Origin of the sequence: Paenibacillus aestuarii (assembly GCF_027789125.1) — a bacterium.
Lineage (GTDB): Bacteria > Bacillota > Bacilli > Paenibacillales > NBRC-103111 > Paenibacillus_E > Paenibacillus_E aestuarii.
Window position 1 is genome coordinate 55,593 of the sequence record NZ_JAQFVF010000069.1, and the last position, 20,018, is coordinate 75,610.

General features: G+C 45.7%; 15 protein-coding genes and 1 pseudogene. 11 read left to right on the top strand and 5 right to left on the bottom strand.

The annotated features are described in order from the left end of the window. The first annotated feature begins 8 nt into the window (after positions 1 to 8). From O9139_RS24600 to O9139_RS24615, 4 genes are all read left to right on the top strand, one after another. Complete coding sequence (locus O9139_RS24600) at positions 9 to 1,652, top strand: type 2 periplasmic-binding domain-containing protein (RefSeq protein ID WP_270884403.1); 1,644 nt, start codon at positions 9 to 11, stop codon at positions 1,650 to 1,652. Between the two features lie 80 nt (positions 1,653 to 1,732). Further along, complete coding sequence (locus O9139_RS24605; RefSeq protein ID WP_270884404.1) at positions 1,733 to 2,644, top strand: ABC transporter permease; 912 nt, start codon at positions 1,733 to 1,735, stop codon at positions 2,642 to 2,644. A gap of 12 nt (positions 2,645 to 2,656) precedes the next feature. Then, positions 2,657 to 3,535 (top strand): carbohydrate ABC transporter permease, encoded by an 879-nt coding sequence (locus O9139_RS24610; protein WP_270884405.1) that lies wholly within the window; start codon positions 2,657 to 2,659, stop codon positions 3,533 to 3,535. Positions 3,536 to 3,550: 15 nt separating this feature from the next. After that, complete coding sequence (locus O9139_RS24615; RefSeq protein ID WP_270884406.1) at positions 3,551 to 5,794, top strand: glycosyl hydrolase family 95 catalytic domain-containing protein; 2,244 nt, start codon at positions 3,551 to 3,553, stop codon at positions 5,792 to 5,794. Positions 5,795 to 6,152: 358 nt separating this feature from the next. Here the strand turns inward: O9139_RS24615 and O9139_RS24620 are convergent, their stop codons facing one another. The 3 genes from O9139_RS24620 to O9139_RS24630 are packed head-to-tail and all read right to left on the bottom strand — an operon-like array spanning position 6,153 to position 9,596. Further along, on the bottom strand, positions 6,153 to 7,214 hold the full coding sequence (locus tag O9139_RS24620) for a Ger(x)C family spore germination protein (protein WP_270884407.1): 1,062 nt from the start codon (positions 7,212 to 7,214) through the stop codon (positions 6,153 to 6,155). Next, the gene (locus O9139_RS24625) at positions 7,201 to 8,283 is read right to left on the bottom strand and encodes a GerAB/ArcD/ProY family transporter (protein WP_270884408.1); all 1,083 of its coding nucleotides are present in this window, start codon (positions 8,281 to 8,283) and stop codon (positions 7,201 to 7,203) included. Before O9139_RS24625 ends, O9139_RS24620 begins: the two co-directional genes overlap by 14 nt. Continuing rightward, positions 8,280 to 9,596 (bottom strand): spore germination protein, encoded by a 1,317-nt coding sequence (locus O9139_RS24630; RefSeq protein ID WP_270884409.1) that lies wholly within the window; start codon positions 9,594 to 9,596, stop codon positions 8,280 to 8,282. Before O9139_RS24630 ends, O9139_RS24625 begins: the two co-directional genes overlap by 4 nt. A gap of 219 nt (positions 9,597 to 9,815) precedes the next feature. Here O9139_RS24630 and O9139_RS24635 point away from each other — a divergent pair, with 219 nt between their 5' ends. Together O9139_RS24635 and O9139_RS24640 are read left to right on the top strand one after the other, a co-directional pair. Next, positions 9,816 to 11,642 (top strand): UbiD family decarboxylase, encoded by a 1,827-nt coding sequence (locus O9139_RS24635; RefSeq protein ID WP_270884410.1) that lies wholly within the window; start codon positions 9,816 to 9,818, stop codon positions 11,640 to 11,642. 700 nt (positions 11,643 to 12,342) lie between these two features. Continuing rightward, positions 12,343 to 12,867: a hypothetical protein gene (locus O9139_RS24640; protein ID WP_270884411.1), complete on the top strand. Its 525-nt coding sequence runs from the start codon at positions 12,343 to 12,345 to the stop codon at positions 12,865 to 12,867. Between the two features lie 552 nt (positions 12,868 to 13,419). Here the strand turns inward: O9139_RS24640 and O9139_RS24645 are convergent. Next, the gene (locus O9139_RS24645) at positions 13,420 to 13,791 is read right to left on the bottom strand and encodes a hypothetical protein (protein ID WP_270884412.1); all 372 of its coding nucleotides are present in this window, start codon (positions 13,789 to 13,791) and stop codon (positions 13,420 to 13,422) included. 552 nt (positions 13,792 to 14,343) lie between these two features. Beyond that, positions 14,344 to 15,297: an SDR family NAD(P)-dependent oxidoreductase gene (locus O9139_RS24650; protein WP_270884413.1), complete on the bottom strand. Its 954-nt coding sequence runs from the start codon at positions 15,295 to 15,297 to the stop codon at positions 14,344 to 14,346. A 231-nt stretch (positions 15,298 to 15,528) separates the two neighbouring features. On the opposite strand from O9139_RS24650, the gene O9139_RS24655 reads away from it, so the two are divergent. From O9139_RS24655 to O9139_RS24675, 5 genes and pseudogenes are all read left to right on the top strand, one after another. Further along, a complete protein-coding gene (locus O9139_RS24655; RefSeq protein ID WP_270884414.1) occupies positions 15,529 to 16,494 on the top strand; it encodes an AraC family transcriptional regulator in 966 nt (321 codons plus the stop codon). A gap of 503 nt (positions 16,495 to 16,997) precedes the next feature. Beyond that, the gene (locus O9139_RS24660) at positions 16,998 to 17,465 is read left to right on the top strand and encodes a MarR family winged helix-turn-helix transcriptional regulator (protein ID WP_270884415.1); all 468 of its coding nucleotides are present in this window, start codon (positions 16,998 to 17,000) and stop codon (positions 17,463 to 17,465) included. Then, a pseudogene (locus O9139_RS24665) lies at positions 17,462 to 17,766 on the top strand (luciferase domain-containing protein). Before O9139_RS24660 ends, O9139_RS24665 begins: the two are co-directional and overlap by 4 nt. A 3-nt stretch (positions 17,767 to 17,769) precedes the next feature. Beyond that, positions 17,770 to 18,138 (top strand): VOC family protein, encoded by a 369-nt coding sequence (locus O9139_RS24670; protein WP_270884416.1) that lies wholly within the window; start codon positions 17,770 to 17,772, stop codon positions 18,136 to 18,138. A gap of 207 nt (positions 18,139 to 18,345) precedes the next feature. Further along, entirely contained in the window at positions 18,346 to 19,632 is a 1,287-nt protein-coding gene (locus O9139_RS24675) for an IS110 family RNA-guided transposase (RefSeq protein ID WP_270877637.1), read from the top strand. Positions 19,633 to 20,018: the final 386 nt, after the last annotated feature.

The window sequence follows — 20,018 nt, forward strand, 5'->3', positions numbered from 1 at the left end:
GGATTCACATGAGGACACGATCCGCACATAAATCCATTAGCCTGGCTCTGAGCGTTGTGGCAGCCTCCAATCTGTTCGTCGCCTGTTCCAAAGATGGTTCTTCGGAAAGCCCAAGCCAGACTGGAGCCGCAAAAGCCACGGCAGCGCCTTCAGCCGCAGCAGTCCAATATCCGATTAGCACGCAAGAGACTTTAACCTCTTGGGAGCAAATCGATACGAACCTGGCTTCTTTCGTTCCCAACCTGGCCGAGTCGCCGTTCGGCAAGCGGTTGGAGAGTGAAACGGGCGTGAAGGTCAAATACACGCACCCGGCCGACGGTCAATCGAAAGATCAATTTAATCTGCTGATCGCTTCAAATAACTTGCCGGATGTCATTGAGTACAACTGGGGAGGCGGGGGATCGGCAGCGTACCCGGGCGGACCCGAGAAGGCCATCGCTGACAAAGTGATCCTTCCACTTAACGATTTAATCGATAAGAGTGCGCCTAATTTAAAGAAACTGCTGCAGCAGGATAAAGAGCTGGACAAAATGATCAAAACGGACAACGGCACTTACTATGCATTCCCAATGATCCGTCCGGATAACGGCCTGGTGTTCCGGGGACCGATGATTCGCAAAGACTGGTTGGATGAGCTCAACCTGCAAGTGCCTGTGACGATTGATGAATGGTATACGGTTCTTAAGGCTTTCAAGGAGAAGAAAGGGGCCAGCGCGCCATTTACGGCTCAGTACAGCAATGAATTGAATATTCAGGACGCGTTCATTGGCGCCTTCAAAACAGCGAACCGCTTCTATATCGACGATCAGGGCAAAGTGAAGTACGGGCCGACGGACCCACAATTCAAGGATGCGCTGAGCTTGCTGCACAAATGGTATGCCGAAGGATTGCTGGATAAAGACTTCGCACTTAATACGGACTCCAAATCGCTGGATACGAAATTAATGAGCGATGCTTCGGGAGCCACTGTCGGGTTATTAAGCGGTGGTATGGGCAGATGGATGGATACCGGTAAAAAGAAAAATCCGAAGTTCCAGTTGGTAGCCGCACCCTATCCAACACTGAATAAAGGGGAACGGGCGTTTATCGGCCAACGAGACTTCAAATATAACCCGGCTGCAAGTAAAGCGTTGTCAGGGGATTCCAAGCATGCGGAGCTCGCCGTCAAATGGATGGATTATGCCTATAGCGAGAAAGGGAGTATGCTCTTCAACTTCGGGATCGAAGGAGAAAGCTATAACCTCGTGGACGGCGTGCCGAAGTTTTCCGATAAAATCACGAAAGATCCCAAATACAACCTGCAGCAGATGATTTCCCAGTATACGAAGCCAAATGGCCCATTCCTGGGGGATAGCCGGAAAAGCTTCAATACATTCAAGGAGCAGGATGAGGCGATCCAGATTTGGGGGCAAACGGATGCCGTCAAGCATGTGATGCCGCTCTTCCTGACGCCTACAGCGGAAGAGAGCAAAGAGTTGGCCAAATTGAATACGGCGATTTCCAGTTATAAAGAGGAAATGTTTGTTAAATTCGTGATGGGGAAAGAACCGATCGACAAGTTTGATGATTACGTGAAACGGATCAAAGACATGGGGATCAACCGGGTGACCGAAATTTATCAAGGCGCACTGGATCGATACAACAAGCGGTAAGAATCAGCGGCAAATCTGGCGAAGGAAGGACATTTCCGTATCCCTCTCCCGCCAGAACCTGGCCGTGATTGGAGAGGGGGATGAGATTCCGAATGGGGCTGCTGCTCGATATTCATAAAAATAAACTGCTCTATGTGATGCTGCTTCCAGTTCTGCTCTATTATGTCGTGTTCCACTATGTGCCGATGTACGGCGCCGTAATTGCCTTCAAGGATTTCACCCCGAGGCTCGGGATTTGGGGGAGCGATTGGGTCGGATTTGAACATTTCAGGGAATTTTTCACAGGACCCTATTTCTGGCGAACCATTAAAAATACGGTGCTGATCAGCTTTTACCAGCTGTTATTCGGCTTCCCGGCGCCTATCATTCTGGCGCTTCTGCTCAATGAGCTGAAACACGCTTTCTTCAAACGAACGGTGCAGACCGTCACCTACATGCCGCATTTTATTTCGTTGATTGTCATTTGCGGCATTCTGAAGGATTTCACCTCGAGTGAAGGTGTTATTAACGATGTTATCGCCTTTTTCGGTGGGGAACGATTGACCTTCTTGCTCGAACCGAGCCTGTTCCGTACCGTCTATGTTTCATCCGGCATCTGGCAAAACATAGGCTGGGGAACGATCATTTTCCTCGCAGCGCTAACCGGGATCGATCAAGAGCAGTATGAGGCAGCCACAATCGATGGCGCAGGCCGATGGAAGCAAATGATGCATGTTACGCTGCCGGGGCTGATGCCGACTATCATTATTCTGCTTATTTTGGAGATCGGACGGATGATGAATGTCGGGTTTGAGAAAATTATTTTGCTTTACAATCCGGGCACATACGAGACGGCAGATGTTATCTCCTCCTATGTGTATCGCGTAGGCTTGCAAGATTTTAATTACAGCTTCAGTTCAGCGGTGGGCTTGTTCAACTCGGTCATCAATTTCGCCCTGCTCATTTCTTCCAATTGGCTTAGCCGCAAATTTAACGATACAAGCTTGTGGTAAAGGAGAGAGCTCATGCTGAACAAGGCGGGCTTTGCAGAAAGATGCTTCGATTATTTCAATACAGTGTTGATGGTTCTGTTGATGGTGCTTACTGTATATCCGCTTATTTATGTATTGTTTGCATCAGTCAGTGATGCCGGGAGTTTAATGGGGCATAAAGGGATCTTATGGCGGCCCATCGGCTTCTCGCTTGATGCCTATACGAATGTTTTCCGCAACCCGATGATTTTGAAAGGCTATGGAAACACGTTGTTTGTCGTACTAACCGGCTTATTGCTGAATATCACTTTGACCTCGTTCGGTGCATACGCATTGTCGCGAAAAAGCTTGCAATACCGCAAACCGCTCATGCTGGTTATCATCTTTACCATGTTCTTTAGCGGAGGGCTCATACCTTTATACTTGACCGTCAAAGGGGCAGGCTTGATTGACTCCTTATGGGCGCTTATTATTCCGCAGGCGATCAATACGTTTAATCTAATACTGATGAAAACGGCATTCGAGGCGATCCCCGACGCGTTAGAGGAGTCAGCCAAAATAGACGGGGCGAACGACTTTGTAATTTTATTCAAAATCGTCCTGCCGCTTTCGATGCCCGTTATCGCCGTGATGATGCTCTATTATGGTGTCAGTCATTGGAATTCCTGGTTCCAGGCGATGATCTTCCTGCAGGAGCGTTCGCTGTATCCGCTGCAGCTGGTGCTGCGGGAAATCTTGCTGCAAGGGGAGGCCAATGCCAATTCGGGAGCTTCCGACGGCGATGCGGCGATGCTTGCTGCTACCTTGAAGTATGCGACGATCATCGTCGCTACAGTGCCGATTTTGTGCGTGTATCCCTTCTTGCAAAAATATTTTGTCAAAGGCGCTCTAATCGGAGCGATCAAAGGATAGGGGAGGAAGACTGGCGTGGAAGAAAGCAGCAGCCCTGCGGTACAACTTGATGTCGACTGGGAACGTTTCATGGCAGCAAACGATATGGAATGGGTAGTGAAGCCCGTAAGCTGGGATGAAGGCGCGTTTCTTGGCAATGGTTTGCTGGGTACGATGGTCTATGGGGAGGAACATGCCGCCAAGCGTCATGTTCTTCGCATGGTTACAGGGCGAACCGACGTGACGGCATCCCGAACGGACAAGCCCGGCTTCCCGCCTCGCGTTCCGCTAGGCGAACTGGATTTGGAATTGTCCGGCCGAATATACCACCCGACGCATATGCGGATCAGCCTGTGGGACGCTGAGCTGCAGGCCACGCTGACGACGACGAGCGGGGTGGTGAAGCTGCGCTCGCTGGTGCACAGTCTTAGCCCGGTACTCGCGGTAGAGATCGAGACCTCCGAGGGGGAAAGCGGTGCACAATGTGCGTGGTACGCTTATCCAGACGTGGACCCTGTGCTAAAGAATGCGGATGGGGTGAACTTAAACCAATATATTCCAGCTACAGAAGCGGAATACACGGAAGTGGAGGACGGAATACGCATCTGTACGCAGCGGTATTCTAGCGCGGACGGCTGTGTAACCGCTTGGAAGGACGTGCAGGTTTCGCCGAACCGGCGGATCTGCTGGCTGTCCGTTGCTCGCGGGCACGGCGAAGCGGCAAAGACTGAGGCCGTTAAGGCGGTGGCGGAAGCATCAGCTGCCAATTTCGAAGAATGGGTGCAAGCACACCGGGTATGGTGGCACCGGTATTATCGTCAAAGCTTTGTTTCGCTGCCGGATGGCCGGTTGGAAAGCTTTTACTGGATCCAAATGTACAAATTGGCATCGGCGGCGAGAGCCGATAGCCCGCTGATCGATAACCAGGGGCCATGGCTCACATCCACGCCTTGGCCGGGTGTCTGGTTCAATATGAACGTGCAGATGAGCTATTCGCCGGTTTATACGGCCAATCGGTTGGAGATCGGGGAATCACTGATCCGTTCGCTGGATGTCAACCGCGATCAGCTGATTCAGAATGTACCGGAGGCTTGCAGGCACGATTCTGCCGGATTGGGGCGCAGCTGCAGCTTTGATCTGTCCGCCGACGTGGAGGACGAGGTTGGGAATTTGACATGGATCTGCCATAACGTTTGGCGCCATTACCGGTATGCCATGGATGATGAGCTGCTGGAAAACGTATTATTTCCCTTATTAAAACGGAGTGTGAACTATTACAGACATCTGCTGGAAGAGGGGGAGGACGGATTTCTGCATCTGCCTCCGACGATTTCCCCGGAATATGGCTCGTTCATGCGGACCACTGTGCCGGACTGCCATTATGATCTTTCCTTGCTGCGCTGGGGGTGCGAGACCTTACTTGCGATATGCAGCAGGCTGGCAATCCGGGATCCTCTCATCGCAATATGGGAAGATATAAAGACAAGGCTAGTTCCGCTTCCCGTCGATGAGACAGGTTTTATGGTCGGACGGGATATGCCGCTCGCTTATGGGCACCGACATTTCAGCCACCTGCTGGCGATCTTTCCTCTGCATCTCCTTGGAGGCGAGACGGAAGATGAAAGGGCCCTAATCGCAGCTTCATTGCAGCATTGGCTGACCAGGGAAGGCGATCTGCGCGGCTTCAGTATGACCGGAGCGGCATCAATTGCAGCAACGATCGGTCGTGGGGATGAAGCGCTGCGCCTGCTGCAAGCGCTGCTGCTCTTCATCAAGCCGAATACGATGTACAAGGAGGCGGGCCCTGTCATCGAGACGCCGCTGGCCGGAGCGGAATCGATTCACGACATGCTGCTGCAGAGCTGGGGCGGAAAGCTGCGGGTATTTCCGGCAGTGCCGGAGGCGTGGCCGGAGCTGGCCTACCATGATTTGCGGGCGGAAGGCGCCTTCCTGGTCAGCGCAGTACGGCAGGACGCCGCTACGCAATGGATCCGCGTGAAGAGCCTGGCTGGAGAGCCATGTCGGATCAAGACGGGATGGAGCGGACGGATCCGTTGGAACATCATGGGCGTCAATGGAACCAAGCGATCTGCCGGTGAAGCGGTCATTGACGATGAAATCACGCTGGAAATAAATGCCGGCGAGGAGGCGGTTCTCTACGCGAGCGACGAGGCGCCGGAGCTATGTGTACGTCCAGTTGAAGGTACAGGCAAGGTGGCGAGGTATTATGGGGGCCATAAGCCTTGGCGGCTATACGGATTTGGTTCAGAGCATGCGTAATGGATTAGAGCTTTTCCGAACCCCAGCATCATGGGCAAGCAGGCGTTAAATTAACGGGCAGGATAGCGCAATCACTTCGCGAATAATGTATGTAAAATAAGACATATGTAGAAGTTGACCCCGCATCAAGGCTCTAAGATACCTTTGGCGGGTATGAGATTGCAGACGCGCAAAGACTCAGCCCGGAGGAGAGGGCCAAGAGAAACCGTATCTATGACACATTTGCTTAACCGATAGGAAGATGGGGAGCCCTATGAGCCAAACTAAGACGAGAATCAAACTGCCTCGCCTGCCCATTGACGCAATGTTGCTGCAAAGATTGATGCGCCTCTCAAAGAATAAGGAGGCGCTTTTGACATTATATATGGCTCACATGAACCTGAAAATTCACTTTTAAGTTTGGATAATATTCATCCCTCCAGTTTTTTAATTTTTGATAGGGAATCTGATTACGAAAGTGTTGGCCAAACCCAAAAATATCTGATTTGTTTTTTTGAGCTTGTTCGAATATCTTGCTAAACTGCTTTTCGATCAGCTTTTCGAGTTCTGCTTGGATCTGTTGATCCGTCATGCCCTCTTTTCTTTCTATCGATTGTACTTTTAATTGTAAATCGCAGGACACCAACGGTTCATCCTTTTTCATTGAAGACTTGATGCGCAAAGAGCTGTTTTTTACAATCATGCCGGCAGAGTCGATGCTTTCTATTTCGCCAGTAGCATTGCGGTGATGAAACAAATTAACCAGTAAATTTTCTCTAGGGTTGATCCGTCCCACCATTTTCTCTTTTTTGAAAATTGCAGAACCCTCGAAACGTAGTATGGTATCTTTGCTAGAAGCGACGATTGGAATATTTATATCTTTCGTATAAGAATTTAAACTCCGATACAATTCCCAAATACGGGTACTCGAAACCTCTGGTGCCCACTGCCCTTTATTAAAAAAGTCTTGGATTGAAGTAGCGTGAGTACCCGATACTTTTTTAATATTTGATAGCATTTGCTCAATATCCTCATCAGTAATAGCAACTAAAGATTTGGTTGGCAGCTGCTCTATATCCATTAAAAGTCGAACAAGTTTATCCATTTCCACTTCGTTCTCTGCCAGGTTGTTTTGGATGACAACGAATTGTACTTGTGTGTAATCGAGGGCATCATCAGAGTTTGTCTGCATCTGTTGTAGGACGCTGGAAATTGAATTTCCTTTATCCGTTATAATTCTTGTTTCTGTTTTGCCTTTTTGTGTTATGGGAGCATAAAGTGTCACTCTGTATTCATCTTGGGTTCCTTTAGCTAGGCCAATGAGCAAAGGGGGGGTACGCAGATTGATTTCTTTAACATCCCAACACCCGCACAATAGAAGCGTTAGAACCAATAATACAACCAAGAGTTTGAATCGGTTATTTCTGTTATTTCTTTTCATGTCTCGCCATCCTTAGTTTACCTAAAATGCCATAAATAAAAACAGTAAATGTAATGATGACGATAAACAATACGTGGGCACCGGTGCTCATCGCCAAAAGTTCTTCAACCATGTCTCGGTTTGGGACATACAATCCTATTAGAAATGCCATTAGAGCGAAAGCAATGATCCAATAACAAGACTTGGTTCTTTGCCAATTGATCGTTTTCTGCATAAGTTGTCCGGCCATCCATAGCATTACGGCATTCAAGAAGATCGTGAATCCGATTAATGAGATGCCGAAGAACATCGTTTGTCGGCTAAATATAAACCATCTCAGGTCAACGGAATTCACCGCTGCTTCAACTGGATAGCGAAAAGTGACAACCGTTTCTTGTCCAAAAATAAAAAGTGGAAGGTACACGGTGACAAGAATGAACAACGTCGCATAGGCCCATACCATAAACAGTTGACCGTACTTCATATTGTTTTCGGAAGGCACGAAGCCTAAAAATAGTAACGGTGAAAAACCCGATAGATAATAAATCTTTGTGTTCAATAAAAAATTTGGAGATGTAGGTAAAACAGGCGAAGAATTATATACATCAAAATTAGTGATTACAGTAAATGTGATGAACAATACCAATGAATTTACGATGATGAAAACAACGACTGAAGCGCGCATCATCGTCTCTAGGCCTTTTATTGCTGCCAAAGCAGCTAAGAAAACGAAAAGGGCCAGGATGGCCCAAAAAGGTGTTCGATTCAAAAAAACCGCTCTAATTTCTTCGCTATGGGCGCGAAGACCACATCCAGCAATCACTGTCAAAACAAATGCAAAAGGGACAAGAACGATATATGCAGCCCACTTTCCCATTTGCCTAAATATATCGATCACATCTTTTTTCGGAAAATAATCCAATCCTTTTTTATAGAGTAGCATGAATATCATTTGCAGCAATCCTTCATAAAGAATCACTACCCAATGACCACCTACAGTGATTGAGTTTATAATTCTGGGATACAGTAAATAAACGAAACCACCGGTCATGACACAAACCAACGTCACAAGCTGTATCCTTTGGTTCACTTGGCATCCCCCTTTTCCGTTATCTGAAATGCCATATACGGAATATCACATGTTTTTAAACTTGACAGAATTATGCATACAAATATTAATCCGGTACATATGCCGAGTATGCCGAAAACGGATGCCGCAAATAAAATAAAGTATTTAAGCAAGCGAATATATACCGCATTTTGCGCACCAACAATGGCTGAACCTGAAATCAACATTGCAGTGATGACAATGACTAATAAATTACTGACTAATTTCGCTTCCACGACCCCTTGACCAAGTATGACTCCTCCAACCATCGTAACGGTCGGACCAATGGTTTTGGGGAGTCTGGTAATCGCCTCCGTCACTAAATCAACTAATACGACCATTGCCAGGGTTTCAAATAAGGGTGTTAAAGGAATCCCTTCTCTGCTTTCTGCAACAAATAAGGCGAGGTCTATTTTTAAGATTTCAGGATTGACTGATGTTATGGCTATATATGCAGCCGGAAGGATGAGATTGGCCAATATCCCCAATCCCCTGAGAGTTCGAATCAAATATGTGAAACTGATATGGAAATTGCGATCGTTTGCAGTAGATAACATATCCCAAAACAGATGCGGAAGAACAAAGGCGTAGGGAGTATTGTCCAAAAAGAGAATGACTCGATTCCGTTTTAACGAATAAACGGCCTGCTGCGGAAGTTCAGTTACGGAGAGATGACTAACAGGTACGAACTTACGAGCACCAAAAAGAGTATTAAGTTCATTTATCGTTTCAATATCCGATCGAGCCTGTTTCAACTTTTGGTCTATTTTTTCAATAAGATCATTTGGAGCTTTTCCTTTAATATAAAGCATGGAAATCCTTCGCTTTGCCAGTTCTCCGACTTCATATGAGCTATGACACAGACGCTCAGTGCCCAGCCTCTTTCGAATAAGCCCTATATTAATATCAACATCTTCACCAAATGCGTCTAATGGACCTTGAACAGGGCTTTCATTTTTGGGCTCTTCAATGCTTCTCCTTAGGTTTTGGGGGACGGGTTCTACAACTGCGTTACGTTGATCATCTCCAGTTAAGATGACTAATTTGCCATCTAGTACGGCCTTTATGATTTGTTTAACATCAACATCAAGCTGATCACTGAGGTTCGTAAATAGTTCATTAACGGAAGCAGACAACTCCGCCATTTGCCGAAAGTATAAATTGGATTTTGAAAAATTGATAAGTGAATGAAATCCCATAAGAAAAAGCACCGTATGATTAAATTGCTCTTCGTGAATGAAAAAATCATCATGTTCTGCGAACGTAGATTTAATTTCCTTAACGAGATTGCTCATGAAACCTGCTCCTTCAAGTAACTTGCCAGCATATTATTTCCAGTAAATGGACTGATTATGCACATTTAAACGTTTATTTTCACTCACAACCACTATCAACGTAAAAGACACTGGATCTAATAGCTAGTTTTAGCGTAATTTCAGCTCCTCGTGTAAAATAAGGTTATGTCAGCTTCAAAATATCCGTAGCAATTTTTTGCAATGATAGGAGAAACTAAGATGTATCCAACGTTAGAAGCATGTATAAACGACCTTGAACGGAATGGCCATCTCGTCCGGGTCCAGGAAGAAGTGGACCCTGAATTGGAAATCGCAGCAATTCACCTGCGAGTATTCAATGCAGGGGGGCCGGCACTCTTGTTCGAAAATCTGAAAGGAACTCGATACAGAGCGGTTTCAAACCTGTTCGGCACACTGGAGCGAAGTAAATTTATTTTTAGGCAAACCTGGGAATCGACACAGCGCGTGATCGGGATGCGCAACGATCCGATGAGGGCGTTGAGGCAGCCGATTCAACACATTAGTGCAGCGATAGCTGCGACAAAGGCGCTGCCGCTTAAACGTGGGGGCGGTGTCTCAGGCTTTAAGGAAATAGCGATAACTGATCTTCCAATGATTAAGCATTGGCCAATGGACGGAGGAGCTTTCGTCACACTGCCGCAAGTTTATACAGAAGACCCGGATAATCCAGGCATTATGAATGCGAACTTGGGGATGTACCGGGTACAACTGACTGGTAATGACTATCTGTTGAATAAGGAGATCGGCTTGCATTATCAAATTCACCGAGGCATTGGCGTTCACCAGCATAAAGCAAACCGTAAGGGAGAGCCGCTTAAAGTGAGCATTTTTGTGGGAGGACCTCCAGCTCATTCCCTGGCGGCCATTATGCCATTGCCGGAAGGTTTAAGCGAACTGACCTTCGCAGGTTTGCTTGCGGGCCGCCGCTTCCGATACGGTTATTCTGACGGTTTTTGCATCAGCCAAGACGCTGACTTTGTCATTACGGGCGAGATTCATCTTAACGAGACGAAACCTGAAGGGCCCTTCGGTGATCATCTCGGCTACTACAGTTTAGAACATCTGTTTCCATTGATGCGAGTCAAAAAAGTGTATGCGAAGCACAATGCGATATGGCCGTTTACCGTCGTCGGAAGGCCACCTCAGGAGGACACGGCGTTTGGAGCACTCATTCATGAATTAACCGGTGATGCTGTAAAACAGGAGATTCCTGGCGTGAAGGAGGTTCACGCTGTCGATGCCGCTGGTGTTCACCCACTATTATTCGCAATCGGTACTGAGCGCTACACCCCTTACACCTCTGTACAGCAGCCTTCCGAATTACTAACGATTGCGAACCGAATTCTCGGAACGGGACAGCTCAGTCTTGCCAAATATTTGTTTATCACAGCTGAAGAAAGACAGCCGCTCAGCACATATCGGGAAGCGGAATTTCTAGCCTACGTACTAGAGCGTATTGACCTTAGGCGCGATCTTCATTTCCATACAAACACGACAATGGATACGCTGGACTATTCAGGAACTGGTCTTAACCGTGGGAGTAAAGTTGTATTCGCTGCCTGCGGAGATAAGAAGCGTGAGCTTTGTAACGAGGTACCGGAGCAGCTTAAGGGACTTCGGGATTATGGTAACCCGCGGCTCATCCTCCCGGGTGTCGTTTCACTCGAGGGACCGTCATTCAGTAACTACACGGATGCCAACAAGCAACTTCGCGAACTTTCGGAAGCAATCGGAGCACGCGGGGCAATGTTGGAATGTCCTCTGATCGTACTTTGTGATGATAGCGCCTTTGTCGGTGCGTCACTAGCCAACTTCTTGTGGACTACCTTTACCCGAAGTAATCCGTCCCATGATATATATGGGGTGAATGACGGGTTTGTGTTTAAGCATTGGGGGTGTGACAACGTCATCATCGACGCTCGGACGAAACCACATCACGCCCCACCGCTTGTCTCAGATCCGTCGATTGAAAAGCGAATTAACCGGCTGTTTGCAACCGGGGGCAGCTTAAATGGTGTGCAATAACGAAGTTGAGTTCGAAGATTTTATGAATAAAACATTGCTGTAGGAGTTTTAAATAAAGGGCAGCTGCTTTAAGCAGACTGCCCTAATCTCGTTTGCATTCATACAATAAATGTTTAGCTGTTTCACTCAAATAATTGTTTACGGACAAAATTGCATAGCAAAATAGTCATCTGGTGATTTACTGCTATTCTGCTTCCAATCAATTGCAGCTGCGTAAATCATCTATAAAATACGGGTTCGTTAGAATGACGAAAAATGTAAGAGGGTAGTAGACTTCCTTTAGCATCATTCACAATCGAGTTCCATTATTACCAGATACGGGAAATTCATATCGAGTTAATCACCGTAAATTTTCTTTACCTCCTCCAACGTAAATATCGCCTTCGGCTTACCTTCATAATGTTCGAGTGCTTTCCACCAAGTCCATACTCTATCCCAACGTGGTCTGAGCAATATTTCTTCAATCGTTAATTTCTGACTTTCTACTTCGTCCAGATATCTCTGAATCATTCAAAGGCCACATTGATAGGGTGCAAGCAAAACGTCTACCTCACTCTTATTAAGATGTATTAAAATTAAACGCTTTCAAAAAAGCGTATTTATAGATCTGATTATTATGGAATTTTTAGATCATGAATGGAATAAATTTACTATACAAGGAAAGATACTAATAATTACACAATGAATTCAGGTGATTATTATGGCAGAAAAAAAACGAGAAGATTCATGGCAAGATAGTGATGATAAAACTCTTGCGGAAACCGTATTAAGTCATATCAAATCAAAAAGTACTCAGCTTGCTGCTTTCGACGACGCAGCAAAAATTCTTGGCCGAACCTCTGCAGCTTGTGGTTTTCGGTGGAATTCAGAAATCAGAAAAAGATATGAAAAAGAAGTTAAAGAAGCTAAATTAATGCGATCCAAAACTAAAAATGAAAAAACGGTTCCAGAAAAAAAAGAACGTTACGTTTCTAAATCCAACGACTTGAATGACGGCCCTCTCTCCTTTGATGAAGCCATGTCGAGAATTATCTCTATTGCAAACGAGCTACTCCGTTCTTACGAGTCTCTGGTAGAAGAGAACAGAAAGCTTAAAATTGAAGTAAAAGATCTTAGAAAACAAATTGAGTCCTCAAAATCAACACAACCGTTGGCACAAGAAGAGTTTCAAGCATTCATGCAAATCATGCAAAGGGCAAAACGATTAAGTAATATTGAAGCCTGAAGATAAATTCCATTCTAGAATTACGGAGGGCTGTGTTTCTGGAACAGCGAAAGGTGCTTTGCGTAAAAAATTTAAAGTTACAGTCATTCGTGATGCTGTGGCTAGTGCGCAACTGATAAAAAGAAAGAAGCGTCAATAAGAAAACTTACTACAAATGGAATTTTAGTTTTAAACTCATCAGAATTGTTTCAATGTTCTCATTAAACTCCCTAGGTACGATTTAGTTTTCTCGCGATTGCTCGCTTATTCGTGGGATTTCACCCTTGCAAGAAATACAGAAAGATAGTAAAAGAACCCTTGTCGTAGACCAGGATAACATGAAGGCATGAGGAAATAGAGGGGGAGATAGGAACCCCATATTATTTGCTGAGGGTACCTGTAAAAATAGAAAACCGCCTAATTGGCGGTTATTTAGTTTAAAAAGCCTATGAACAGATCTGTTGTTTCCTGTGGCACCAATCCCATATCTTGTTTAGACTTCAGATCGCGGGGTTTACGTTGTTCGAGGTGAAGTCGAGGGAAGAGGCGATCGAGTGGGCAATACGGATGCCGTCATAAGATTGAATTGGGGGAACTGTTCGGGATTAATCTGTTTTTGGTAGTTGTACCTGTTACGGTGTGAGTGTGCCCGTTCGCTTCTTTAAATATAATCGTGAAGCGGTGAAAGTGATTCGGACCGCCACCATGTGGACCTACACCGTTGATGGACAGGCCCGTTCGACCAGAGTACGTATGCCGATGTCCATTTTGTGTTGTAGTCACCCCGTGAAACGTGTGATAGTGCGAACCGGGAACTAGCACGACGACGTCTGACGAGTTCAGGAACAGATGTTGATGTCCGCGATTGGCAGACGTAACACCAGACATAATGTGGCGAACACGGTTGACGCTTGGACTGCTAAGCTTCAATCTGCTACACTTCAATGATTATCAACCACCTTCTATAAAGTAATACAGTAGCATATTTTGCGATTGTAGAACTTGACACAGGCATTTGGAACAGTTTAATAGGCCAAATCTAGAGAAAGTGGTTATAGGTTTCGACATACATAGAAGATGTGAAGTAGTTTTGTTCCTGTTCTTTGGCTGCCATAAGGGATAATCTCTGACAATCGCGTCTGCACCCTTTACACGTGATGGTGGTAAAGCCCAACATTGTGTGTTGAAAAGAGGGAATGATAGTTTAACAATAAGAGGCTGTCCCTAAGTCATTTATGACTTTTGGGACAGTCAGGACAGTCTCTTCTACGAATAACGCTCATTTTTAATTATTATATGGAGCTAGGGAGCCAGAGGACTAAGAAACATACGCGGTGAACCACATCATAAGTGACGGGAATTTTCGCCTTATTCGCTCACGAGACGAGGAAATTAGCTAACGAGAAGGATGGAGGGAATGTACCATTCAGAACTCTGCTCAGGTTGGTGTTGTGTGACTTGTCTAAAAGAAATAAGCAAGAAAAGGTTAGTGACTCATTAGCTGTTAATCAATTGCATTGACAATTTCCACAATTCTTCAGCCGCATCGGGATCAAGTGCGTAAGAGGCGACACCTGACGGAGTTCCTGCAACTTGGTGGCCAACCTCGTTGCAGTTTTCAAAATATCGTCCGCCGATACCGTCTAACAAGGGAGACGTTGCCAATAGTATGGAAGTAGCCGCTCCCTGTTGAGGGGTCTTCCAGATGATCTCGGGATAGCCTATTCTAGTCGCGTTTAATTTTTCGATCTCCTCGGCAGTGATTTGTATACGGGCAACTCCGGGGGTGCGTACACCACCCGGCATCAAAGCATTTACTGTGATACCGTCGTTAATCCAGCGTTTTGAAGCTTCGACAGCGAACAGTACATTAGCCGTTTTAGATTGTCCATAGGCAAGAAACGGGTCGTAGGGACGACGCAGGAAGTGAATATCATCGAACACGACCGGAGAGCGGAGATGACCCGCAGAACTAACCGAGACAATTCGGGCACCCTCTGCTGCAGCCAAAGCACCATGAAGACCTGTAGCAAGCGCGAAATGTCCTAAATGATTGGTGGCGAACTGAAGTTCCCATCCTTCGGGGGTTCGCGTCTCTGGCGTTGCCATGATACCGGCGTTGTTGACCAATATGTGGAGTGGTCCTCTCCATGAAGTAACGAACGAGGCTACGGAGGATCGATCGATAAGATTTAATGGCATCACCTTAACGAGTGGATTATCCGTGGTTGCAGCAATATCTTCGGCAGCGAGCTTTCCTGCGGTGAGGTCTCGAACAGCTAATGTGACTTCGGCACTCGCTTCAGCTAGAGCTCGGGCAGTTTCAAGGCCGATTCCGGATGTAGCTCCAGTTACGATAGCCTTGCGACCAGTAAGATTGACCCCCGCAATAACCTCGCTTGCGGTCGATTTGGAATGAAATGGTGTTGAGATCAATGAGGATTCTGACATTGTAATTCCCTTCCTTCTTGATTTGTTAATCTCATGGATATTATGATTCGAATTGATAAATTGAAATAGTTTTTTTCTGCCGAAAACTTGCTCAAAACTGCAAAATGCTAACTATCGGCCTTTTGCCCTCGTCCAGGATTACAGTATAATTTTACGAGAGAGATTTCGGAGTAAACCTCATTGGTAGTAACGAGCTTCCGATGGTTCTTCAAAGTAAAGGTTGGTGAAATCATGGGAGAACAGCAACTCAAGTATGGCTATTCATATACGGAAAGCCCCCAATCAAAAACACAATTGTATCAAATGTTGGAAATTGCTAAACAGATCACCATTGACGAGGGTCGTACCCAGACGATCATTCCGTTTTTAACGACAATGCGCTATAGTCGTCAGACCTCGGAGATTTCTGGTGTTTTGACTCCATCGATTTATCTGATTTTACAGGGCGCCAAGAAACTTCATCTTGGTCAAGAGGTCATAGATTATTATGCTGGAGATTACTTGGTATCTGTTATCGATATTCCAGCATCTGCAGAAATTATTGGGGCTACAAAACAGTCGCCCTATATCGGTCTGCGCGTTGATTTTACGGCGGAAGATATCGCTTCTGTGGTCACAGAGGCTGGTATTAACTTCGACCCAAAGAACAAAAAGTTGAAGACTGGAGCATTCATCGGGAAAGCCGACGAAGGTTTAGTGGAATCATTATATCGTTTGCTCAAGCTAGTTGAGAAACCGAATGCAGTCGGTTTTTTGTCATCACTTATGAAACGCGAGTTGATCTTTCATTTGCTCTCCGGGGATGCCGGTCACATTTTTTTTCAACAAGTCATGATCGACCGACAAGATGATGGGATTGGCAAAGCCATCGCATGGATCAAAGAGAATTATTCTCAGTCTTTTACCATAAAAGAACTGGCAAAAATAACCAATATGAGCGTTTCTGGTCTACATCATAAGTTCAAAGCCGTTACAACTTTAGGACCTGTACAATATCAAAAAAAACTTCGCCTACAGGAAGCAAGACGTCTTATGCTGAGTGGCGCATTTAATATAACTGCAGCCGCTATGGAAGTCGGTTATGAAAATGTATCTCAATTTAGCAGGGAATATCGCAGGCTTTTTGGATCGTCTCCTTTTAAATACATCAAAGCATTGAGAAATAGTCCCATCGTAGAGGAGACAGATAAGGAATAAGCTTGATATTGATAAAACGTTTTCAATCAGAAAGATTATGGGTGAACCTTATCATATATAAAGCTAGATCATTGCGCTTACGGGACACGTTAGGTGAATATAGGACACGACGGCAGCAGGCATACGATCGGCTGCCGTTTTCATTGAAGTATCGGGAAGATTGGGAGGAAAAATTTCATTCCATTTTCAATGATCCATATAACCGGTATTGAACGTATCTCACACGATCTCATTAAAGAACTTTAATATTCCTTATTAGCGGCAGGCGGCGAGACGGTGCAAAATAAAATCGAGCAAGGTTTAGCGATACTAGTTCAGTCAATAACTCTTTAAAGCGGTGGACTAACACTTGTATTTTCCCGTGCAGAATATAAGATAGGTAGGGAACCCCGAGTTGCAGTGACTACTATGGTGGAATTTTACATAAAATTAGTTGCAATAGCATCCTATATGGCATATTATGAAATTAGTTGCAATAACACTCTATTTAAGGGGAGAGTAAATTGAGCGAACATTGGAGACAACCTGATAAGGACGCAACGGAATCGCACGGCCAATACATCTCAGCCATCTACCGACACATGCAGATATTGATCTCAGCCGAGCTGACGCCATATCGAATCGGAAGCGGACAGTATATATTTCTGATGGCGATTGCTTTTCAGCAGCCAATTACGCAGAAGGCGTTAAGCGAGAAGTTGCTCATTGACAAGACGACTACCGCCAAGGCGGTTAACAAGCTGGAAGCAGAAGGATACGTAAGGAGGGAAGCCGATCCCGCTGATAACCGTTATCAGCTGCTCTATTTAACAGAAACGGGACGTGAAGTGGTTCCGAAGGTACAGGAAGCGCTGGGCCGCGTTAAGAATAAAACCCGGAAGGGCATTACAGATGAGGAGTATGACTTGTTGGTAGACCTGCTTAAAATCGTGCTTCGCAATCTGAGCGAGCAGGAGGAGATGAAGAGATGAGCGGGAACGGAGGGGCAAGCTTGACCGAAGAGCTGTTGAATTGGGCTGGCGTTACGATGCACCCTCATCGGTTCGGAGGATTAGAATTTCAGTTGAACGGTAATGAAATTGGGCATCTTCACGGTAACCGCTTGTTTGACCTGCTCATTTCGAAAACGGAACGTGATCGATGGCAAGGCCGCATCATATGTATCCCGAATCGGGCTGGGTGTCCGTTTATTTAAATACCGAGAGAGATGTTGCTCATGCCATTGAAATTGCGCGTTCCAAATATGATCAAATGAAATTTAGGAGGATGTAAATAATGATAGCAAATCCGTTTATCGTAGTGGAGAATTGCAAAGACGAAATCAAGTATTATCAAAGCGTGTTTGGTGGCGAGATTGCCATTCTTCGCATGCAGGGAGAAGAGGTGCTTAACGCAGACTTGCATGTTGAGGGGGTAACCCTAAAGTTTGCTGATACTCAAGCAGCAAAGCCGGTAATGAAAGGCGATTATGTGAGAGTTTTTTTGAGAATCGAAACGCAGGAAGCGTTCCAAAGGATCTACGGAGAATTTGCGGCTGGAGGGGTTGTTAACTCGGAAGCGTACGAAGCTCCTTTTAACGGACTGTTGGCCATCGTTACTGATCGAAACGGTGTGTGCTGGGTGCTCTCCTATTATCGAACTTAATGCTGAGAAGTCGAGATGCGGGGTCGTCCTATTGAGGCGACTCATAGACTCTTTAGGAACTGGAAAAAGTATTGTTTCCACAACTCTCATTGCGCTAAACATTCCTGTATAGCCTAAGAATTGGGCTTTGTCAAAAAAGGAGCGCCTCGGTATGATGGGTTTGTCCACGGGTTCAAAACCCAACACCATCAAGGAGGCGCTCTTATTATGAAGTTTAAGCAATCAGACGGACAAAATCAACGGATAGAACGAATTACCACTTCCCATCTTGTTGTAGGAATTGATATGGCGAAGGAAGTCCACGTAGCCCAAGCTACGAACTTTCGTGGGATCGTACTTTCTAGTAGGCATCTTTCTTTCAAAAACACCATTGAAGGCTTCGAGAAATTACAACGGTGGATCGACGGATTACAACAGAAACACCGATTAAAGAGTCTTATAATCGGAATGGAGCCCACAGGCCACTATTGGTATAACTTAGCCAATTGGCTTGATGACAAAGGTATAAATGTTGTCCTAGTAAATCCCGCAACTACGAAGCGAAACAAGGAAAATCGCGATAACAGCCCTTCTAAGAGTGATCCGAAGGATGCACTTGTCATTGCAGACGTTGTTAGTCGCGGCTACTACTATGATTACACACGCCAGGCAACCAATTTCCAAAGAATACGTACCATTATGAGCGATCGCGAATTTTGGGTCACGAATAGCGTTCGGCTGCAGAATCGAATTATCCGCTGGCTTGATATGCGTTTCCCTGAATATACGACGGTATTTAAACATTGGACCTGTCCACGATCAATAGCGACCCTCAAAGAATTTCCTTCCCCGCTAGAACTTAAAGATCAATCGACAGCGGATGTAATTACACGTTGGAGAAACCATATGAAGCGAGCTGGTGGTTCAACTGGTATTCAGAAAGCTGCCGAACTCATCTCTCACGCTAGCAAGAGTGTGGGGGATACAACGGCACTCGAGGATGCAAAGCAGGATCTCCAACGCTTAATAGACGAGTACGAGCGCATCGTCGATATATTAGAACAAATTGAAAAAGACATTGCAACCGTACTCGATGAGATTCCTATAGCAAGCCAGCTAAGATCTCTTAAAGGGCTGGGGCCAATCTATATTGCAGCCATTCTGTCAGGTGCAGGTGATCTAAAACAGTATGCCCATGGACGACAATTACTACGAAGGGCTGGGTTAAACCTCGCTGAAAGCATGTCGGGAAAACGAAAAGGGGAAATCGTAATCTCGAAAAGAGGAGATGCCAAACTGCGGAAATATTTGTATCTGGCTACTCTTACATTGGTGGGGATCAATGCTGTTTTCCGACAGTTGCATGAAGAAAATGTCCAAATAAAGCATATGAGTAAACAGCAGTCGGTGTTTAAACTGCTTGGGAAGTTGGCGCGGGTTCTAGTCGGTATGGTTCAGCGTGATGAGTCGTTCACTCCTGAAAAAACGATCCATAATTACACTCAAGCTGCGTAAGATTTATTAAAACGTGAATTGAGTCATTCGCAGGATTTCAGAAAAAGAAAGCACGGAGGACCGAGTTCGTATCCGATAAGGGCTTTGCCCCATCCGCTAAACGCTATCGGTCTCCACACCTTGGATAAGTGTAACGAAGGAATGTTAGGGCAGGGACCCGTAGAGCCGTGGGATGGTAAACTTCCAGGGTTATTGTGGAGGATACGTGCAGCAGAGTATAATTGGGGAAATGTTCCAAAGCGTTCGTTTCTTCTATTTCGGCATGCCCACAACACAAAGTTTACGGGTAAAAAAGCTCTATTTCCTACGGACCACTGCATTCCAACGTGAGAAATCCTGCGAATGACTGAGTATACGTGAGATAAACCCTTAAAACCGAGGGACGG